The sequence below is a fragment of the Halorubrum salsamenti genome, assembly GCF_007671685.1.
GTDB lineage: Archaea > Halobacteriota > Halobacteria > Halobacteriales > Haloferacaceae > Halorubrum > Halorubrum salsamenti.
Genome location: NZ_VCNL01000001.1, coordinates 431,699 through 448,359, shown reverse-complemented (window position 1 = coordinate 448,359; position 16,661 = coordinate 431,699). Strand labels below are relative to the sequence as shown.

The 16,661-nt window shown below is 71.2% G+C and carries 16 protein-coding genes; 6 read left to right on the top strand and 10 right to left on the bottom strand.

The window, feature by feature from the left end:
* Positions 1–73 precede the first annotated feature (73 nt).
* The 3 genes from hflX to FGL94_RS02290 all read right to left on the bottom strand — a co-directional run bounded on the left by hflX (position 74) and on the right by FGL94_RS02290 (position 3,296).
* Positions 74–1,423 (bottom strand): GTPase HflX, encoded by a 1,350-nt coding sequence (hflX, locus tag FGL94_RS02300; protein WP_144920544.1) that lies wholly within the window; start codon positions 1,421–1,423, stop codon positions 74–76.
* A complete protein-coding gene (locus tag FGL94_RS02295) occupies positions 1,420–1,770 on the bottom strand; it encodes a DUF2209 family protein (RefSeq protein WP_144920542.1) in 351 nt (116 codons plus the stop codon). The genes hflX and FGL94_RS02295 overlap by 4 nt, the downstream gene beginning before the upstream one ends.
* A 287-nt stretch (positions 1,771–2,057) precedes the next feature.
* Positions 2,058–3,296: a mandelate racemase/muconate lactonizing enzyme family protein gene (locus tag FGL94_RS02290; RefSeq protein WP_144920540.1), complete on the bottom strand. Its 1,239-nt coding sequence runs from the start codon at positions 3,294–3,296 to the stop codon at positions 2,058–2,060.
* A 128-nt stretch (positions 3,297–3,424) separates the two neighbouring features.
* Between FGL94_RS02290 and FGL94_RS02285 the strand changes: the two genes are divergently transcribed.
* Positions 3,425–3,892 (top strand): TRAM domain-containing protein, encoded by a 468-nt coding sequence (locus tag FGL94_RS02285; RefSeq protein ID WP_144920538.1) that lies wholly within the window; start codon positions 3,425–3,427, stop codon positions 3,890–3,892.
* Between the two features lie 19 nt (positions 3,893–3,911).
* Here FGL94_RS02285 and FGL94_RS02280 read toward each other — a convergent pair whose 3' ends face one another.
* From FGL94_RS02280 to FGL94_RS02270, 3 genes are all read right to left on the bottom strand, one after another.
* Positions 3,912–5,021: a geranylgeranyl reductase family protein gene (locus tag FGL94_RS02280; protein ID WP_144920536.1), complete on the bottom strand. Its 1,110-nt coding sequence runs from the start codon at positions 5,019–5,021 to the stop codon at positions 3,912–3,914.
* A gap of 41 nt (positions 5,022–5,062) precedes the next feature.
* A complete protein-coding gene (locus tag FGL94_RS02275) occupies positions 5,063–6,436 on the bottom strand; it encodes an HAD hydrolase family protein (RefSeq protein WP_144920534.1) in 1,374 nt (457 codons plus the stop codon).
* Between the two features lie 85 nt (positions 6,437–6,521).
* Positions 6,522–8,768 (bottom strand): thioredoxin domain-containing protein, encoded by a 2,247-nt coding sequence (locus FGL94_RS02270; RefSeq protein ID WP_144920532.1) that lies wholly within the window; start codon positions 8,766–8,768, stop codon positions 6,522–6,524.
* Positions 8,769–8,898: 130 nt separating this feature from the next.
* On the opposite strand from FGL94_RS02270, the gene purD reads away from it, so the two are divergent.
* On the top strand, positions 8,899–10,182 hold the full coding sequence (purD, locus tag FGL94_RS02265) for a phosphoribosylamine--glycine ligase (RefSeq protein WP_144920530.1): 1,284 nt from the start codon (positions 8,899–8,901) through the stop codon (positions 10,180–10,182).
* 159 nt (positions 10,183–10,341) lie between these two features.
* Positions 10,342–10,869: an acyltransferase gene (locus FGL94_RS02260; protein WP_144921405.1), complete on the top strand. Its 528-nt coding sequence runs from the start codon at positions 10,342–10,344 to the stop codon at positions 10,867–10,869.
* A gap of 13 nt (positions 10,870–10,882) precedes the next feature.
* Here FGL94_RS02260 and FGL94_RS02255 read toward each other — a convergent pair whose 3' ends face one another.
* Entirely contained in the window at positions 10,883–11,230 is a 348-nt protein-coding gene (locus FGL94_RS02255; protein WP_144920528.1) for a DUF5798 family protein, read from the bottom strand.
* Between the two features lie 131 nt (positions 11,231–11,361).
* Here FGL94_RS02255 and surE point away from each other — a divergent pair, with 131 nt between their 5' ends.
* Positions 11,362–12,183 (top strand): 5'/3'-nucleotidase SurE, encoded by an 822-nt coding sequence (gene surE / locus FGL94_RS02250; RefSeq protein ID WP_144920526.1) that lies wholly within the window; start codon positions 11,362–11,364, stop codon positions 12,181–12,183.
* Positions 12,184–12,222: 39 nt separating this feature from the next.
* Here surE and FGL94_RS02245 read toward each other — a convergent pair whose 3' ends face one another.
* Entirely contained in the window at positions 12,223–12,903 is a 681-nt protein-coding gene (locus tag FGL94_RS02245; RefSeq protein WP_144920524.1) for a nucleotide exchange factor GrpE, read from the bottom strand.
* Between the two features lie 198 nt (positions 12,904–13,101).
* Between FGL94_RS02245 and menD the strand changes: the two genes are divergently transcribed.
* Positions 13,102–14,988: a 2-succinyl-5-enolpyruvyl-6-hydroxy-3-cyclohexene-1-carboxylic-acid synthase gene (gene menD / locus FGL94_RS02240; protein ID WP_144920522.1), complete on the top strand. Its 1,887-nt coding sequence runs from the start codon at positions 13,102–13,104 to the stop codon at positions 14,986–14,988.
* Between the two features lie 11 nt (positions 14,989–14,999).
* Here the strand turns inward: menD and FGL94_RS02235 are convergent, their stop codons facing one another.
* Positions 15,000–15,392, bottom strand: a complete 393-nt coding sequence (locus FGL94_RS02235) for a BsuPI-related putative proteinase inhibitor (RefSeq protein ID WP_144920520.1) — start codon at positions 15,390–15,392, stop codon at positions 15,000–15,002.
* 128 nt (positions 15,393–15,520) lie between these two features.
* Here FGL94_RS02235 and FGL94_RS02230 point away from each other — a divergent pair, with 128 nt between their 5' ends.
* Positions 15,521–16,273, top strand: coding sequence for a DUF2797 domain-containing protein (locus FGL94_RS02230; RefSeq protein WP_144921403.1), 753 nt, complete (start codon positions 15,521–15,523; stop codon positions 16,271–16,273).
* A 22-nt stretch (positions 16,274–16,295) separates the two neighbouring features.
* Here FGL94_RS02230 and FGL94_RS02225 read toward each other — a convergent pair whose 3' ends face one another.
* Positions 16,296–16,613: an ASCH domain-containing protein gene (locus tag FGL94_RS02225; protein ID WP_144920518.1), complete on the bottom strand. Its 318-nt coding sequence runs from the start codon at positions 16,611–16,613 to the stop codon at positions 16,296–16,298.
* Positions 16,614–16,661 lie beyond the last annotated feature (48 nt).

The following is a 16,661-nucleotide window of genomic DNA, read 5'->3' as shown; positions in this document are numbered from 1 at the left end:
GCCGAACCAACGTCGACTCGGCGGGCGCGAGCCCGGCCGTCTACGTCGACTCGGCGGGCGCGAGCCCGGCCGTCTACGTCGACTCGGCGGGCGCGAGCCCGGCCGCCTTCGACCGGGCGCGGGCGACGATCGACGGCTTCGCCTCGAATGCGAGCGTGACCTGGTCGTCCGCGTACGTCTCCGCCTCGACGTGGCCGTGGTCGTGGACCCACGAGACGAGGCTCATCGCGTCGTCGGAGAGGGGGAGGACGAGCCGCTCGCGCTCCCAGTCCGGCAGCTCTGACTCGACGCGGTCGCGGAGCTCCGCGACGCCCGCGCCCGTCTTCGCCGAGACGGCGACCGGGTCCGGCGCGACCCCCGAGAGCGCGGCGCGTTTGTCCGCCAGTTCGCCCGGCGCCAGCCGGTCGACCTTGTTGAACACGGTGACGATCGGGGCCTCGTTGCGCTCGTAGAGGGTGTCGTGGCTCGTGACGAGCTTCTCGCGCATCTCCTCGACGGACTCGCTGGCGTCGACGACGAGCAGCACGAGGTCGGCGTGATACACCGAGTCGAGCGTCGACTCGAACGACTCCACGAGCCAGTGGGGGAGGTCCGCGATGAATCCGACCGTGTCGGTCAGGAGCACGTCGCGCTTCTCCATCTCGGCCCGGCGGGTGGTGGTGCCGAGGGTGGTGAACAGCATGTCCTGCGACTCGGCGGTCGTGTCGAGGTCGGGGTGGCGCTCGGCGTTCTCGTCGACATCGATCTCGGCCGCGAGCCGGCGCATCAGCGTCGACTTGCCGGCGTTGGTGTAGCCCGCGAGCGCGACCAGATCGAAGCCGGAGTCGCGGCGCTGCTCTCGGCGCGCCTCCTCCTTCTCCGCGATCGACTCCAGCTCGTCGCGGATCTCGGAGATCTGGCGTTTGATGTCGCGCTCGACGCTCTCGTCGTACTCGCCGAGCCCCATGAACCCCGGGCGCTCGTCGCGCTTCGCGAGGCTCGCCTTCGCCTCCGCGCGCGGAAGCTCGTACCGCAGCTCCGCGAGTTCGACCTGCAGCTGGGCCTTTCGGGTGTTCGCGCGCTGGCCGAAGATTTCGAGGATAAGCGCGAATCGGTCGATCACCTCGACGCCCTCGGGGAGCTCGCCCCCGATGTTGAACGTCTGGTACGGACCCACGTCGTTGTCGACGATCACGGCGTTCGCGTCGGTTCGGCGAACCAGGTCGCGGAGCTCCGCGACCTTCCCCTTCCCGAACATGAACGCGGCGTCCTCGGTGCGGGTCTGGGTGAGTTCGCCGACCACGTCGTAGCCCGCGGCGGCCGCGAGCTGAGTGATCTCCGTCAGGTCCGCCGATCCGGACTCGACGCGCTTGGCGACGACCGCGCGCCGCTCGGCGGCGGTCGGTTCGGTGTCGGTGCTCGTCCCCTCGGCGCTCCCGATCATAACAGGAGGTCGCGGGCGGCGTACGCGGCGTGGTGTGCTGCCTGCACTGTCTCGCGTTCCCCTATGCTCTCGACGTATTTAAACTCGGGTTGGAAGCTCAGCCCCACCCGCTCCGCGGGCTCCTCGTAGAACTCGCCGCCCTCGGCGACGATCGGTCCGTCGGGCGGCTCCGGGAGGTTCCCGACCGCCTCGGCCGTGAGCGCGACGGTCGCGTCGAGGGTCGGCCCCTCGCGCACCGCGGCGAAGCCCAACCCCTCGACCGAGCGGATACGGGTCGAATCGATCCGGGCGTGGACCGCGGCCGCGACCATCAGGTACCCGCCCGCCTCCTCGTGGCGGCCGCTGATGTCGACGCCGACGACCTCAGGGACGGGCGCCCGCCACCTCGGTTCGGCCGGGGCGCGGATCGGTTTCCGCGGCTGTCGTGTCCATACGCTCCGGTAGATTCCCTGACAAATTGAACGTTTCCGTGGTCGACGGCGAAGAAGTATTTAAAAGGAATCGCGGATTGCGACGATCGCTTATAAATGAGTCCGCGCTGCCGGTTCGGCTTCGCTCCGCTCGTCTATCGAGCCCGACGAGGCTTACGCCTCGTCGAACAACGCCTGACGGAGTCAGGCGAGCCTGACCCGGCTTACGCCGGATCGAACAGCGTCTCGCCCTCGACCATGTGCTCCTCGACGGTGTCCATGTCGAGCGTGAGGCCGATTCCGGGCTTCTCCGGCACCTCGATGTAGCCGTCCTCGATGACGTCCTCCTCGACGAGGTCCTCCCACCAGCCGAGCTCGTAGGAGTGGTACTCGATCGCGAGGGAGTTCGGGACGGAGGTGCCGACGTGGGCCGCCGCCATCGTCGCGATCGGGGAGGCGACGTTGTGCATCGCGACCGGGACGTAGTACTGGTTCGCCACGTCCGCGATCTTGCGGGTCTCGCGCATCCCGCCGACCTTCGGCAGGTCGGGCGCGACGATGTCGACCGCCTGGTTCTCGATGAGGCGGCGGAGCTCCGTGACGCGGTAGCGGTTCTCGCCGACCGTGATCGGCGTGATCGTGTTCTTCGTCACTTCCTCCTGCACCTCGAGGTTCTCCGGCGGGACGGGGTCCTCGAGCCACCACACGTCGTACTCCTCGATGGCGTCCGCGAGGCGCTTCGCGGAGCCGCCCGAGAACGTCCAGTGACAGTCGAAGGCCACGTCGGCCTTGTCCTTCACGCGCTCGGTGACCTTCTCGACGATCTCCGCCTTGTGACGGATCTCACCGGGGCGCAGGTGGCGGTTCGCGCGGTCCTTCTCGAAGCCGCTCGGCACGTCGAGGTCGAACTTCAGCGCGTCGTAGCCGAGTTCGTCGACGACGCGCTCGGCCTCGTCGGCGCACGCCTCGGGGTCCGCCTCCTCCTCGGTGTGGCAGTCGCAGTAGACGCGCATCTTGTCGCGGTACTTGCCGCCGAGCAGCTGGTAGGCGGGCACGTCGAGGATCTTGCCGGCCACGTCGTGCAGCGCGACCTCGATACCGGAGATGGCGGTGACGGTGACGCCCTCGATGGAGCCCTCGCCCGACATCTTCTGGATGAGGTGCTCGTAGAGGCGGTCGATGTCGAGCGGGTTCTCGCCGATCACGAACGGCTTCATGCGCTCGATGAGCTCCGGCACGCCGGCGCCCCAGTACGCTTCGCCCGTCCCAACGACGCCCGCGTCCGTGTACACGCGGACCAGCGTCCACGGGAAGTTCCCGTCGACCATCGTCGTCTGGACGTCCGTGATCTCGACGTCGCGCCCGCCGCCGCGCGACCCCGTCGTCCCCATCGTCTCGGCGGAGAGTTCCCGCATCGTGTACTCCGCGTTCGGGTCGTGAAGCGACTCGTAGTTTCGGCCCATGGCTCTCGATTCATTCGGAACAGGGTAAACGTTTATGTTCCTCTGGGGAGGGGTTCGCTCGGCGCGACCGTCGCGTTCCGCCCCGTACAAATAGGGAGTTTTTCATTGACGTACCCGCAACTGGCCGCATGGTCGAACTCACGGATTCGCTGAAGTGTCTCTTTACCGGAACTGTCGAGGAGCGAGGCGGTGAGCACGTCGTCACGATCCCCGCCACCGAGATCGAACACGGCACGGTCGAGGCGGGCGAGTCGTACCGCGTGGCGCTCATCAAACGCGAGGGGGAGAGCGAGGACACGACTGTCACAACCGACGGCGCCGCGGACCAATCCGTCGCCGGCAACGGCGCGGGGGGAAGTCCGGCGTCGACGGCGACGCGGCCGTCGAGCGACGCCGGGGTATCCGGCCCGCCCGTCTCCGAGGGCGACGTGCGAGAGGTGACGATCGAGACGCTCGGCGACAAGGGCGACGGGATCGCGAAGATCGAGCGCGGCTACGTCGTCATCGTCCCGGACTCCGAGCCGGGCGACGAGCCGACCGTCGAGATCACGAGCGTCCGCGAGAACGTCTCGTTCGCGGAAGTCGTCGAGGAGTAGCTCTCCTCTCTGACGCCGGCTACCGCGGCGCGTCCTCGGGGTCGCTCCGCGAGAACAGCTTCGTGAGGTGCGCCGGCGAGAAGAAGGTGCTCGGCCGGTCCATGTGAACGCCGATCTCGCCCGACAGCGCCCACAGCCCGGCCCGCTGGACCGGCTCGGGGAGGGAGTAACACCGGCGGATCGCCGAGCCGAGCCGAATTTCGGTGCCGATCGCGTCTCGCCACCCCGACTCGTAGTCGGCGAGCGTCGCCGGGTCCCGCGGGTCGATCGCCTCGGCCGCCACGTCGGCCGCGGTCATCCCGTAGAGGATCCCGCCGCCGGTGAACGGCTTCGTCTGGGCGGCGGCGTCGCCGATGAGGAACGCCCGGTCCGTCGTCACGCGGTCCGGCGGGCCGACGGGGATCGCCCCCGAGCAGAAGCGGTCCGTCGTCACGTCGTAGGCGCCGGTGAGCCGGTCGAACATCGCGGACACGTCGTCGCTCGGCGGCGCCGCGAGCCCGTACTCCACGCCCGCGTCGCCGCGGGGGATCCGCCACGCGAAGAACGTGGGCGCGGTGAGGTGGACGTCGACGAGGTCGCCGTCGTCGGGGGCCTCGTCGAACGCGAGCACGCCGTGGAGCAGCTCGTCCGGCTCCGGGAGGTCGAGCGACCGCCGGACGCGAGAGGTCGGGCCGTCGCAGCCGGCGATCATCCGCGCCTCGACCTCCTCCACGTCGCCCGCGGCCGTCCGGACCTCGACGACGACCCGGTCGGAACGCTCCTCGACGCCGACGACCGTGTGGTCCTCTCGCACGTCGGCGCCGGCCTCTCGCGCGCAGTCGGCGAGGGCGCGGTCGAGGCCGACGCGGTCGATCACGTTCGAGACGGGCTCGGACTTATAAAACGGGTAGGCCTGAGAGCCCGGTCCGCCGACGCGGAAGCGCGCGCCGTACACCCGGTTCTGGAGGAGTTCGTCGCGGGCGTCGTCCGGGACGTACTCCCACACGTCGTCGGAGACGTGTCCTGAGCAGGCCAGCGGAGTCCCGACCGAACCCTTCTCGAAGACGACGACATCGCGGCCGGCGGCGGCGGCGCGCCGAGCGAAGCGCGACCCCGGCGGCCCCGCGCCCACGACGACGAAATCGTGCATGAAGGGAGCGTGGTGCTGGGGATATATAATTACGACGCGGCTTACTCGAGGCGAGCGAGCAGGTTGAGAACGTAGACCGTCCGGAGCATCGTCGCGGACTGGCCGCGCGCGAACACCAGCTCGTCGCGGTCGAGCACGTGCGAGAGCACGTCCGCGGAGGCGTGTTCCGGGGCCGCCGAAATCCCGGTTTCCCGCTCGGCGACCCACTCCATCACCCGGAGGTCGGACTTGCTGTCGCCCATCACGAGCAGGAACGGGTCCCGCACGTCGAGCACGTCGAGCGCCGCCTCGACGCCCGCGACCTTGTTCAGCTCCAGCGAGCTGATCTCCGCGGCGTCGGCGCGGTAGTAGCCGACGTCTATCCGGTCGAACAGCGACGCGACCGGCTCCGGGACGTCCTCCGCTTCGGCCGGATCGTCCATCGGGTCGTCGACCACGGAACCGCCATCGCCGGCGACCGCGGAATCGGCGTCGCCGTCGGCCGCGGTCGCCTCGATCACCTCCCGAATTTCGGGGTCGGCCGCCGCGTAGTGAGCGCGCGCCCACGCGGCGCCGCGGTCCGCGAGATCGGCGTCGGTCTCGTCGAGGTCGCTCGCGTCGAGATCAGCCGCGCCGATATCGCCGGCGTCGAGGTCGTTGGCGACCCGATCCACGACCACCTCGCCGAGCAGGTCGATCAGGTGAACGAGCCCGTCGTCGATCACGGCCTCGGCGTCCGCGCCGCCGGTCTCGAAGTTCGGCTTCAGCGTGACGTTGAACTCGTTGCCCTGGAGGTGGCAGCCGCGGCGCACGTTCTCTGGCGCGCCGGGGAGGACGCGCGAGCGAACCGCGTCGAAGACCGCCCGGACCGACTCGTCGAGGTCCTCGTACAGCAGGCGCTTCGTCCGGGAGCCGTGCCCCGGCGTGAACACGCCGTTGCCGGCCTCGTAGACAATCGAGAAGCGCCCGGAGTGGACGAGCTCGTTGCCGAGTCCCTGGATCATGAACCCCTTCACGTTCTCCAGCGTCTGGCCTGTGCAGATGACGACCGGCACGCCGGTGTCGTGCAGCTCCGTCAGCATGTGGAGCGTCTCGCGTGGGATCTCGTTGTCCGTGCCCCCCGCGGACCGGAGCGTCTCGTCGACGTCCAACACCAGGGCGTTGACGGCGCGGTCGTAGCGCGCGTGCAGGTCGAGCGCGGTGAACGCCGCCTCGCGGTCGGCGTAGGCGGCGACTTCCGCGAAGGTGGCGCCCGCGGGCAGCGACTCGCGGATTCCGCGCTTCAGCCGGTCGAGCTCCTCGCCCGCGTCCTCCCAGTGTTCCAGCGCCACCCGCGAGTCGACCGGAGGGAAGAGGTCCACGAACGACTGGTGTTCCCGGAGCGTCTCCGCGTCGAACTCGTCGTACAGGCGATAGAGAATATCGTGCCGCTCCATGGTCGCCCTCCGAGCCGCGGTCCGTAAAGCGTGCCGTCTCTCCTGCGGTGGGCGGCGGCCGGCGTCGCCGCTCCGATTCGCGCCGCTACTCCGACCGCTCCCGCGCGGCCAACCACTCCAGCGCCGCGTCGAGGTCCGTCTCCGGCGGCGAGCACGTCCGGCCCTCGCAGACGTAGGCGGTCGGCTCGCCGTCGACCGCGTCGCGGTCGGCCCAGATCGGCGGGGCCTCGTCCATGCCGAGTCGGTCGAGCCACGCCGCCAGCCCGTCTTCCGTCGGGGGGCGCGGGGCGACGAGCGCGCCCGGCAGGTAGCGCTCCCCGAGCGTCTCGCGCCACGCGTCCGGCACCGACTCGGCGGCGACGGTCACCTCGATCCCGCCGGACGCGACGCGGTCGGCCGCGCGCACCAGCGAGACGTGTTCCAGCGGGCTCGCGCGGATCCGGTCCGCGTGGGTCGTCACGACCCGCTCCGCGACCTCGGCGAACTCGCGGTCGGTCCGGAAGCCGTCGAGGAGCGCGAGCGTCTCCGCCGCCACGCCGAGGCTCGACGGCGTCGACCGGTCGGTGAACTCCTGCGGCCGGGCGAAGAGGGTGTCGTCGCCGGCCGCCCCGTCGCCGGCCTGATCGCCGGTCCCGTCCGGATCCCGGGTGAAGTAGATCGTCCCGTCCTCGTCGTCGTAGAAGTCCGAACCGATCGTCTCCGCCAGATCGAGCGCGAACCCGAGCGCGTCCGGATCGCCGGTGGCGGCGTAGGCGTCGAGCGCGCCGCGCGCGAGGAACGCGTGGTCGTCGAGGTAGCCCGGTCCGCGCACGTCGCCGTCGAGCCAGCGCCGCGCGAGGGTCCCGGTCTCCGCGTCGTACAGTCGCTCGCGGCAGAACGCGAGCGCGTCGGCCGCGATCTCGGCGTACGGCTCCCCGAGGACCTGTCCGGCGGCGGCGAACGCGGAGATCGCCCGGCCGTTCCACGACGCGAGCACCTTCTCGTCGCGGGCGGGCCGCGGCCGCGACTCGCGCGCCTCGAACAGCGCGACGCGGGCTTCAGTCAAGGTCTCTCTGACGGCCTCCGTCGACATGTCGTGCTCGTCGGCGAGTTCCTCGACCGACGCCGCGATCGTCGGGACGGTGGTGCCGCGCTCGAAGTTCCCGCCGGACTCGATCCCGTATCGGTCCTTCGCGAGCGACGCCGCGGGCTCGTCGAGGACCGCGTCGACCTCCCCGGGCGTCCAGACGTAGAAGGCCCCCTCCACGTCGGCGGCGTGATCGCCCCCGTCGCTCCCGTCGGAGCCCGCGTCTCCGCGCCGACTCTCGGGCGGTCGGCTCCGGGCGTCGAGCGTGCTGAAGAAGCCGCCGTCGTCGTGGCGGAGCTCCCGGTCGATAAAGCCGAGGGTCTCGCTCGCGACGCGGGCGTACGAGGCGTCGCCGGTGAGCCGGGACGCGTCGAGGAACGCCATCGGGAGCTCCGCGTTGTCGTACAGCATCTTCTCGAAGTGCGGCACCGTCCACCGCCGGTCGACCGCGTACCGGTGGAACCCCCCGCCGATCTGGTCGTACATCCCGCCGCGGGCCATCCCGTCGAGGGTGCCCGTCGCGGCCGTGAGGGCGGCGTCGCGGCCCGTCCGCGCGTACGCCCGCATGAGCACGTCGATCCGGCCGGGCATCGGGAACTTCGCGCCCCCGCTCCCGAACCCGCCGTACTCGTCGTCGTACCCGCGGATCGCCGCGGCCGCGGCCTCCTCGAGGAGGTCGGGGCCGGGCGCCTCGGCGCCGTTCGGGTCCCCTGCAGGGTCCGCGGCGGGCTCCGGCACCGACTCCAGCTCGTCGCGGGCGCTCGTCGTCCACTGGTCGGCGCGCCGCTTCATCTCCTCGCGCTGCTCCGGGTCGCTCCACGAGTCGGCGATGCGCTCGCACAGATCGCGGAACCCCGGCTGGTTCTGCCGCGGCTCCGGCGGGAAGTAGGTCCCCACGTAGAACGGCTCGCCCTCGGGCGTACACCACGCGGAGAGGGGCCACCCGCCCCCGCCCGTGACGAGCTGCGAGACCGTCATGAAGGTGCTGTCGACGTCGGGGCGCTCCTCGCGGTCGACCTTGACGGGGACGAACTCCTCGTTGAGCACCGCGGCGACCGACTCGTCCTCGAAGCTCTCCTCGGCCATCACGTGACACCAGTGACACGAGGAGTAGCCGATCGAGACGAACACCGGCACGTCGTGTTCGCGGGCGCGCTCGAACGCCTCCTCTCCCCACGGCTGCCAGTTGACGGGGTTGTCGGCGTGCTGCTGGAGGTACGGGCTCGCCTCCCCGTCGAGGCGGTTCCGCTCGGTCGGCTGTGACATACGTCCGGTTCGGCCCGACGCGGCAAAAACCCGTCACACGAGCGTCGCCGAGGAGATCATACCACATACATGCATATCCGAGCGCAGATAGAGAGTAAAGCTTACACTACCGTGCAGTGATCGGTCGCACATGACGGAGACCGTACTCCTGGTGGGGGGCGGCGGACGCGAACACGCGATCGCCCGCGCCGTCGCGGACGACTGCGCGCTGTACGCCTGCGCGAGCAACCGGAACCCGGGGATCCGACGGCTCGCCGACGGGTTCGAGACGATCGACGAGACCGACGCCGAGGCCGTCGCGGACTACGCGACCGCGGTCGGCGCGGACCTCGCGGTGATCGGCCCCGAGTCCGCGCTCGCGGCGGGCGTCGCCGACGCGCTCGACGAGATTGGCGTGTACGCGTTCGGGCCGCAGGCGGAGGAGGCACGGTTGGAGACGGACAAGGCGTACCAGCGCGAGTTCATGGACGAGGCCGACATCCCCGGCTGCCCGGACTACGCGGTGTTCGACGACATCGAGGCCGCCTGCGACTACATCGACGGCTACGACGGCGACCTCGCGGTGAAGCCGGTCGGGCTCACCGGCGGCAAGGGCGTGAAGGTGATCGGCGATCAGGTGACGAGCGAGGAGGCGAAGGCGTACCTCCGCGACTCCGACTACGACCGGGTCGTGTTGGAGGAGCGGCTCGTCGGCGAGGAGTTCACGGTGCAGGCGTTCGTCGCGAACGGCGACCTCCGCACGACCCCCGCGGTGCAGGACCACAAGCGCGCCTACGAGGGCGACGAGGGGCCGAACACGGGCGGGATGGGCTCGTACTCGGACACGGGCCTCTCGCTGCCGTTCATGGCCGAGGGCGACTACGAGGCCGCCGTCGACGTGCTCGACGCCGTCGTCGAGGCGCTCCCCGACTACAAGGGCGTGCTCTACGGCCAGTTCATGCTCACCGACGAGGGACCGAAGGTCGTCGAGTTCAACGCGCGCTTCGGCGACCCGGAGGCGATGAACACGCTCCCGGTCTTGGAGACGCCCTTCATCGACGTGCTCACGGCCGCGCGCGACGGCGGCCCGCTTCCTGAGCTGGCCTTTACCGGCGAGGCGACGGTCTGTAAGTACGCCGTGCCGGAGGGGTATCCGACCGACCCCGACGCGGGCGCGAAGGTCGCCGTCGACGAGGAGAGCGTCGGCGACGCGCTCCTCTACTACGCCAGCGTCGACGAGCGCGACGACGGGATCTACACCACCACCTCCCGGTCGTTCGCGGTGGTCGGCCGCGGCGACTCCGTCGCGGCCGCGGAGGCGCAGGCCGAGGACGCGCTCGCCGCCGCCGGCGACCGGGTCCGCATCCGCCACGACATCGGGAAAGCCGACCTCGTCGAGCGTCGGATCGAGCACATGGCGGAGCTCCGCGAGTAGCGCGTCCCGTCAGCGACCCTTTTACCGGAGCCGCCCGAACGGCCGCTCGTGACTCACGAGGACGAGCGCGCGACGGGCGGAACGGGTCCCGCGGCGGGTGCAGAGACCGGCGCCGCGGAGACCGACTCCACGACATCCGCCGGCCCCCGCACCGACCGACTGGAGCGCCACCCGACCGGCGGGGTGCGGAACTCGCTGTGGTCGTGGCCCGACGCGAAGTCCCCGCTCGCGGTCGTCCGCAACTACGTCGTGATCGTGTTAGCGCGTATCTGCCCGAGCCTCCGGCTGAAGAACTGGCTGTTGCGCCGGATCGGCGTCACCGTCGGCGCCGGGGCCTCGTGGGGGTTGGAGTCGACCCCGGACGTGTTCTGGCCCGAGCGGATCGCGGTCGGGGACGACGCCATCGTCGGCTACGACGCCACGCTGCTCTGCCACGAGTTCCTCCAGGACGAGTACCGCCTCGGCGACGTGGTCGTCGAAGACGGCGCGATGATCGGCGCGGGCGCGATCGTCCTCCCGGGCGTCACGATCGGGGAGGGCGCGCGCGTCGCCGCCAACTCGCTCGTCGCCGAGGACGCGCCGCCCGGGACGACGGTCGCCGGCGTGCCGGCCGAGGTCGTCTCGCGGGCGGGCGAGGAGGGCGGAGAGGGAAGAGAGGGCGGTGAGAAGGACCTATCGGACGACTGATCGGATCCTCGAACTACTTCTCGGCGCCGTCAGCCGACCCGTCGGCGCCGGCTTCCGCGTCGCCGTTCTCCGCGTCGTCGGTGTCGTCGGTGTCGTCGGCTGCCGCCGCCTCCTCGGCGTCGGTGATGTGCGCCTCGGTGCTCACGCTCTCCAGGTCGACGCCGACTTCCGTCGCGACGGCGTCGAGGACGGCCCGCTGTTCGGCCATCTCGTTTTCGAGCCGCTGGACGCGCTCGGAGGTGTCGAGCACGGTCGTCTGCGTCTCCTCGACCTCGGTGCGGAGCTCGTTGATCTTCTGGTACGTGCGCTCCGCCTTGTCGGCGAGCGTCTGGATCTTCTTCGCCGTGTCGCCGAATCCCATACCGGTCGATCGCCCCCGGGATACGTGGGCCTTTCCGTTCGGCGCGCCGGGGCCACGGTCTCTCGGCGGTCTCCGCCCGCCCTCCCTGCCCGCGACGGTGGACTTTTGGCCGAACCGTTCCAGGTAACGGTATGAGCGTCGAACGCGTCCTGTTGACCAACGACGACGGGATCGACGCCGCCGGCCTCAGAGCCCTCTACGACGCGCTCGCGGTCGACTACGACGTGGTTGCGGTCGCCCCGACCGACGACCGGTCGTCGTCTGGGCGCACCCTGTCGGACGGGGTCGACGTCGCGGACCACGAGCTCGGATACGCCGTCGACGGCACCCCGGTCGACTGCGTCGTCGCGGGGCTCGACGCCTTGGTCCCGGACGCCGAGGTCGTGGTCGCGGGCTGTAACGAAGGGGCGAACCTCGGCGCGTACACGCTCGGGCGGTCGGGGACCGTCTCCGCCGCGGTCGAGGCCGCCTTCTTCGACGTGCCCGCGGTGGCGACCTCCATGTACGTCCCGGGCGGGGACGACTGGTGGAAGCGGGAGCTGGAGCCGGCGGACTTCGCGAACGCGACCCACGCGACTCGGTACCTCGTCGCGGAGGCGACCGCGTCGGGGGCGTTCGACCGCGCCGACTACCTCAACGTCAACGCCCCGATCGCGGGGGCGGACGGAGACGGCGCGCGCGACTCCCCGGCGCCGATGCGGGTCACAGCGCCCTCCCCGTGGTACGGGATGGAGGCGGCGCACGACGGCAACGGCCGCGTCACCTTCTCCGACCCGATCTGGGGGCGGATGAACGCGGGCGACGTGCCGGACCCGGTCGGCACCGACCGCCGGGCGGTCATCGACGGGGAGGTCTCCGTCTCGCCGCTGTCGGTTCCGCACGCCGCGGAGCCGGACGCGGGGCTCGACGAACTGGCGGCGGCGTACGGTCGTGCGACTGAGAACGTCCGGTGACGGGCCGGCCGAGGAACGTCCGGTGACGGGCCGGCCGAGCTACTCCTCGGCGGCGCTGACGGTGACCTTCGCCTCGCTGACCACGCGGTCGCCCATCTCGTAGCCGGGCTCGTACACCTCGTGGACGGTCCCCTCAGGCCGGTCGCTCTCGACGCGCAGCATCACCTGATGGCGGGCGGGATCGACTTCCTCGCCGGGATCGGGATCGATGGGCTCGACGCCCTCGTCGGCGAGCACCTCGTCGAACTTCTCCAGCGTCGACTCGACGCCGGGCCGGAGGTCGCTCCCGTCCTCCTGATCGAGCGCGCGCAGGAGGTCGTTGCGGACCGGCGTGATGCGCTCGACGAGGTCCTCGGAGGCCCGCTCGCGGATCTCGTCCTGCTTGCGCTTGGCGCGCTGCTTGTAGTTGCTGAAGTCGGCCTTGACGCGGGCGAGCTTGCTCGTCAGCTCCTCGACCTCCTCCTCGGCCTCGAGGAGCTCGCCGCGCGTCTCGTCGAGCTCCGCCTCCAGCGCCGCGACCTCCCGGGCGAGCGCCTCGTCGTGCTCGGCGACGGCGGCGGCGAGCGCCTCGGCGTCGGCTCGGGCGTCACCGTTCGCGTCGGCCGACTCGCCGCTCGTTGCTCGGGCGGTCGCGTCCGCGGTGCCGTTCGTCCTCGCCGCGTCGGCCGCGGCGTCGTCGGGGGACTCGACCTCGACGTCGACGGCGTCGTCGTCGCTCATGTCCGATCGAAGTCGGTCAGCGTGCATAAGCGTTGCAGAACGCGACGAGCGAGCGGGTGGGGAGACGCCGAGGGCGAGGGGGAGGACCGCCTCGTCGACGCGGTGTGACACGGGCTCTCGCGGCCCGACCGAGTGTCGCAGAACTCCGCCGCGCCCGACTCGCGGGAGTATTTAAATCGCGACTCCCAAACGGTCGTAATGACCGCGCCGAACCGGAACACGCTGTGGGCGCGCGCCCTCGTCGGCGAGCTCGTCGCCGCGGGCGTCGACGCCGTCGTGGCCTCGCCCGGGAGCCGCTCGACGCCGCTGACGATGGCCGCCGCGCGAAACGACGAGCTGCGCGTCTTCTCCCAGTTGGACGAGCGCTCGGCCGCCTACTTCGCGCTGGGCCGCGCGCGTCGGACCGGGGAGGTGACGCCGCTGATCTGCACCTCCGGCACCGCCGCCGCCAACTACCACCCCGCCGTGATGGAGGCGAGCGAGGCCCGCGTCCCCCTGCTCGCGCTCACGGCCGACCGTCCCCCGGAGCTCCGCGACTCGGGCGCGAACCAGACCGCCGACCAGGAGAAACTGTACGGCGACGCCGTTCGGTTTTATAAAGACCTGCCGGAGCCCGCGTCGAACGACCGCGCGCTCCGCTCGCTCCGGACCACCGTCGCTCGCGCCGTCGGGACCGCCGAGGGCTCCGACCCCGGGCCGGTCCACCTCAACGTTCCCTTTAAAAAGCCGTTGGAGCCGACCCGGGTCCCCGACGACGTACCCGTCGACCTCGATCCGACCGCCGAGAGCGGTCGAGACGGGCCCTACGTCGGCGTGACGCCCGGATCCCCTGAGCCGGGAGACGAGGAGCTCCAGCGGCTCGCCAACGAGCTGGCGACGACCGACCGCGGGCTGATCGTCGCCGGGCCGGCGGACCCGCCCGGGCTCGACGCCGAGGCCGTGACGGCGCTGTCGCACGCGACCGGATTCCCGATCCTCGCCGACCCGCTCTCCGGCGTCCGGTTCGGCGGTCACACCCGGGTCGCGCCCGTGATCGGCGCGTACGACGCGTACCTCTCGGCGGCGGTCGCCGGGGAGGGGGACGCCGACGCCGCAGACGACGCCGCCGGCTGGAACGATCCCGAAATCGTCCTCCGCCTCGGGGCGTCGCCCACCTCCAAGCGCCTCCGGAAGTACCTCGCCGCTACCGGCGCCGACCAGTATCAGGTCGATCCCGCCGGCCGCTGGCGCGAGGCGGAGTTCGCGGCGACCGACCTCGTCGTCGCCGAGCCGAGCCGCCTCTGTGCCCGCCTCTCCCGGCTCGTCGTCGGGGGTGACGGCGACGCCGACTGGCGCGCGCAGTGGGAGGAAGCCGACCGGGCCGCCCGAGAGATTCACGACCGAGAGGGAGACGCGGAGGTCTCGGCCGACGACGCCGACGATCCCCTCCCCTTCCACGAGGGCGACGCGCTCCGCGTCGTCGCCGACGCGCTCCCCGACCCCGCGACCCTGTTCGTCTCCAACTCGATGCCCGTCCGCGACCTCGACCGCTTCGTCGCCCCGACGACGACGAGCGTCACCGCCCTCGGCAACCGCGGCGTCTCCGGGATCGACGGGATCGTCTCCAGCGCGCTCGGCGCCGGCTCGGCGACGACCGACGACCTCACGCTCGTCGTCGGCGATCTGGCGCTGTACCACGACAGCAACGGCCTGCTCGCGCTCGACCGCTGCGACGTCGACGCGACGGTCGTGCTGATCAACAACGACGGCGGCGGGATCTTCCACGCGCTCCCGATCGAGTCGTTCGAGCCGGAGTTCACGGAGTCCTTTAAAACCCCGCACGGTATCGAGTTCGAACCGCTGGCCGACCTCCACGGGCTGGCGTACGCTCGGATCGACGCGCGACCGGACGGCGGGAACGTCGAACCCGGCGACGCGCACGCCGCGAGCGTCGCCGACGACCTCGCCGAGGCGTACGCGAAAGCCCGCGACGCGGACGGCTCGCACCTGATCGAGGTGCGGGCCGACGCCGAGTCGAGCCACCGCACCCGCGAGCGCCTCGAAGCGGCGGTCGAGCGCGCGGTCCACGGCGACGAAGCGCAGTAACTGGGCGCCGCTCAGCCGATCTCGACTATCGTTGTCGCGGTCAGGTCGTGCTCCTCCGCGGTCACCTCGCCGACGGTCCGGTACGGTCCCGGCGGCGGATCTCCCCACGTCGCCTCGTAGGTGGTCGACTCGCCCGGCTCCAGCGTCTCGCTACCGAGCACCTGCGTGAACATCCGGCCGGTACCGTATCGCCAGACGGGATCGTCGAGGGGAGACTCTCCGCCGTCCTCCTCGCCTTCCTCGCCGGTCCGGTAGGCCGCGAAGTCGGCGCGCTGACCGGTCCTGAACCGCAGCGTCTCGGGCGCGTCCCCCGCGTTTCGGACCGTCAAGGCGAGGTCGATCCCGCCGTCATCGTCTCCGTCGGCGGTGCCCTCGGTGTCGATCGCGAGCGCGGCGTCGAGCATGAGACGCTATCGCGCGCGGACCAGCTTAAACACACGTGGCGGTGGGCACGGCGTGCGGCGGCGGTGCGTTCGGCCCCTCTCCTCCCGCCGACGACGCGCCTAAGTCGCGGCTTCCCCTACGGTGTCGCGTGCAGGTCGTCGGCTACGAGTCGGGCGAGGGGTTCACCGTCGCCAGCGGCGGCGCGGTCGAGTTCGTCGAGGCGACCCCCGGCACGGAGCTCGCCTTCGGGCTCGGCGACCGCCGCTGCGCGGGGACCGTCCACGACGGCGAACACGTCGCCTGCGACGCCGACGACGCCCCCTACTGCGACGCCCACCGCCGCGTCTGGGTGTGCGCCCGCTGTACGGGGACGTGTTTAAAAGACGAGATGGACTGCCACGAGGAGCACGCGGTGTACCTCGCGGCGTTCGCGCCCGACGTGTTGAAGGTCGGCGTCACGCGTCTCTGGCGGCTGGAGACCCGGCTCCGCGAGCAGGGCGCCGACCGTGCGGCCCACATTCGGACGTACCCGGACGGCCGGATCGCGCGCGAGGTCGAGGCCGAGCTGGCGGAGCGCGACGACCTCGTCGACCGGGTGCGCGTCCCGACGAAGGTGTCGGGGTTCGGCCGCGACGTGGACGAGGCGACGTGGGAGACGCTTTTAGAGGGGTTCGACCCGATCGAGCGGTTCGCGTTCGACGACGGCCTCGACCTCGGCGAGCGCCCCGTCGCGGAGACGATGGCGGCCGGGACGGTCCGCGGCTGGAAGGGGCGCGTCCTCGTGCTCGACCGCGGCGGATCGACGTACGCGGTCGACGCTCGCGATCTCGTCGGCTACGAGCTCACCGAAGAGGTGCCCGATCGCGAGCTGCAGTCGAGTCTGGGCGCGTTCGGCGGGTGAGCCCAAAACCCCGGACCACTCCTCACTCCGCCCGCCGGAACCGGTGTCGCACCACGTCGGCGTCGTCGTCCCAGTCGAAGCTCCCGCCGTGCGCGCGCACCATCCGTTCCTTGTACGCCTCCAGCGACGGCGACCCCTCCCGCTTCGCGTCCTCGTCGGTCACGTCGCCGAGGGTGCGCTCGGTCACCTCGGTGAGCTCGAACGTCACGCCGTCGACCTCGAAGGTGTCGCCCTCCTCGCCGTACCGGTTCCCGCGGTGGAGCTGGGTCACGTCGCCGTCGAGCGCGCTCTGTTTCACGCGGTCGTTCGGAAGCAGGTCGGCCGGATCGTTCTCGGACATATTCGTCCGTTAGGAGCGGATCCGCTTATAAGCGCGGCCGCCGGCCCA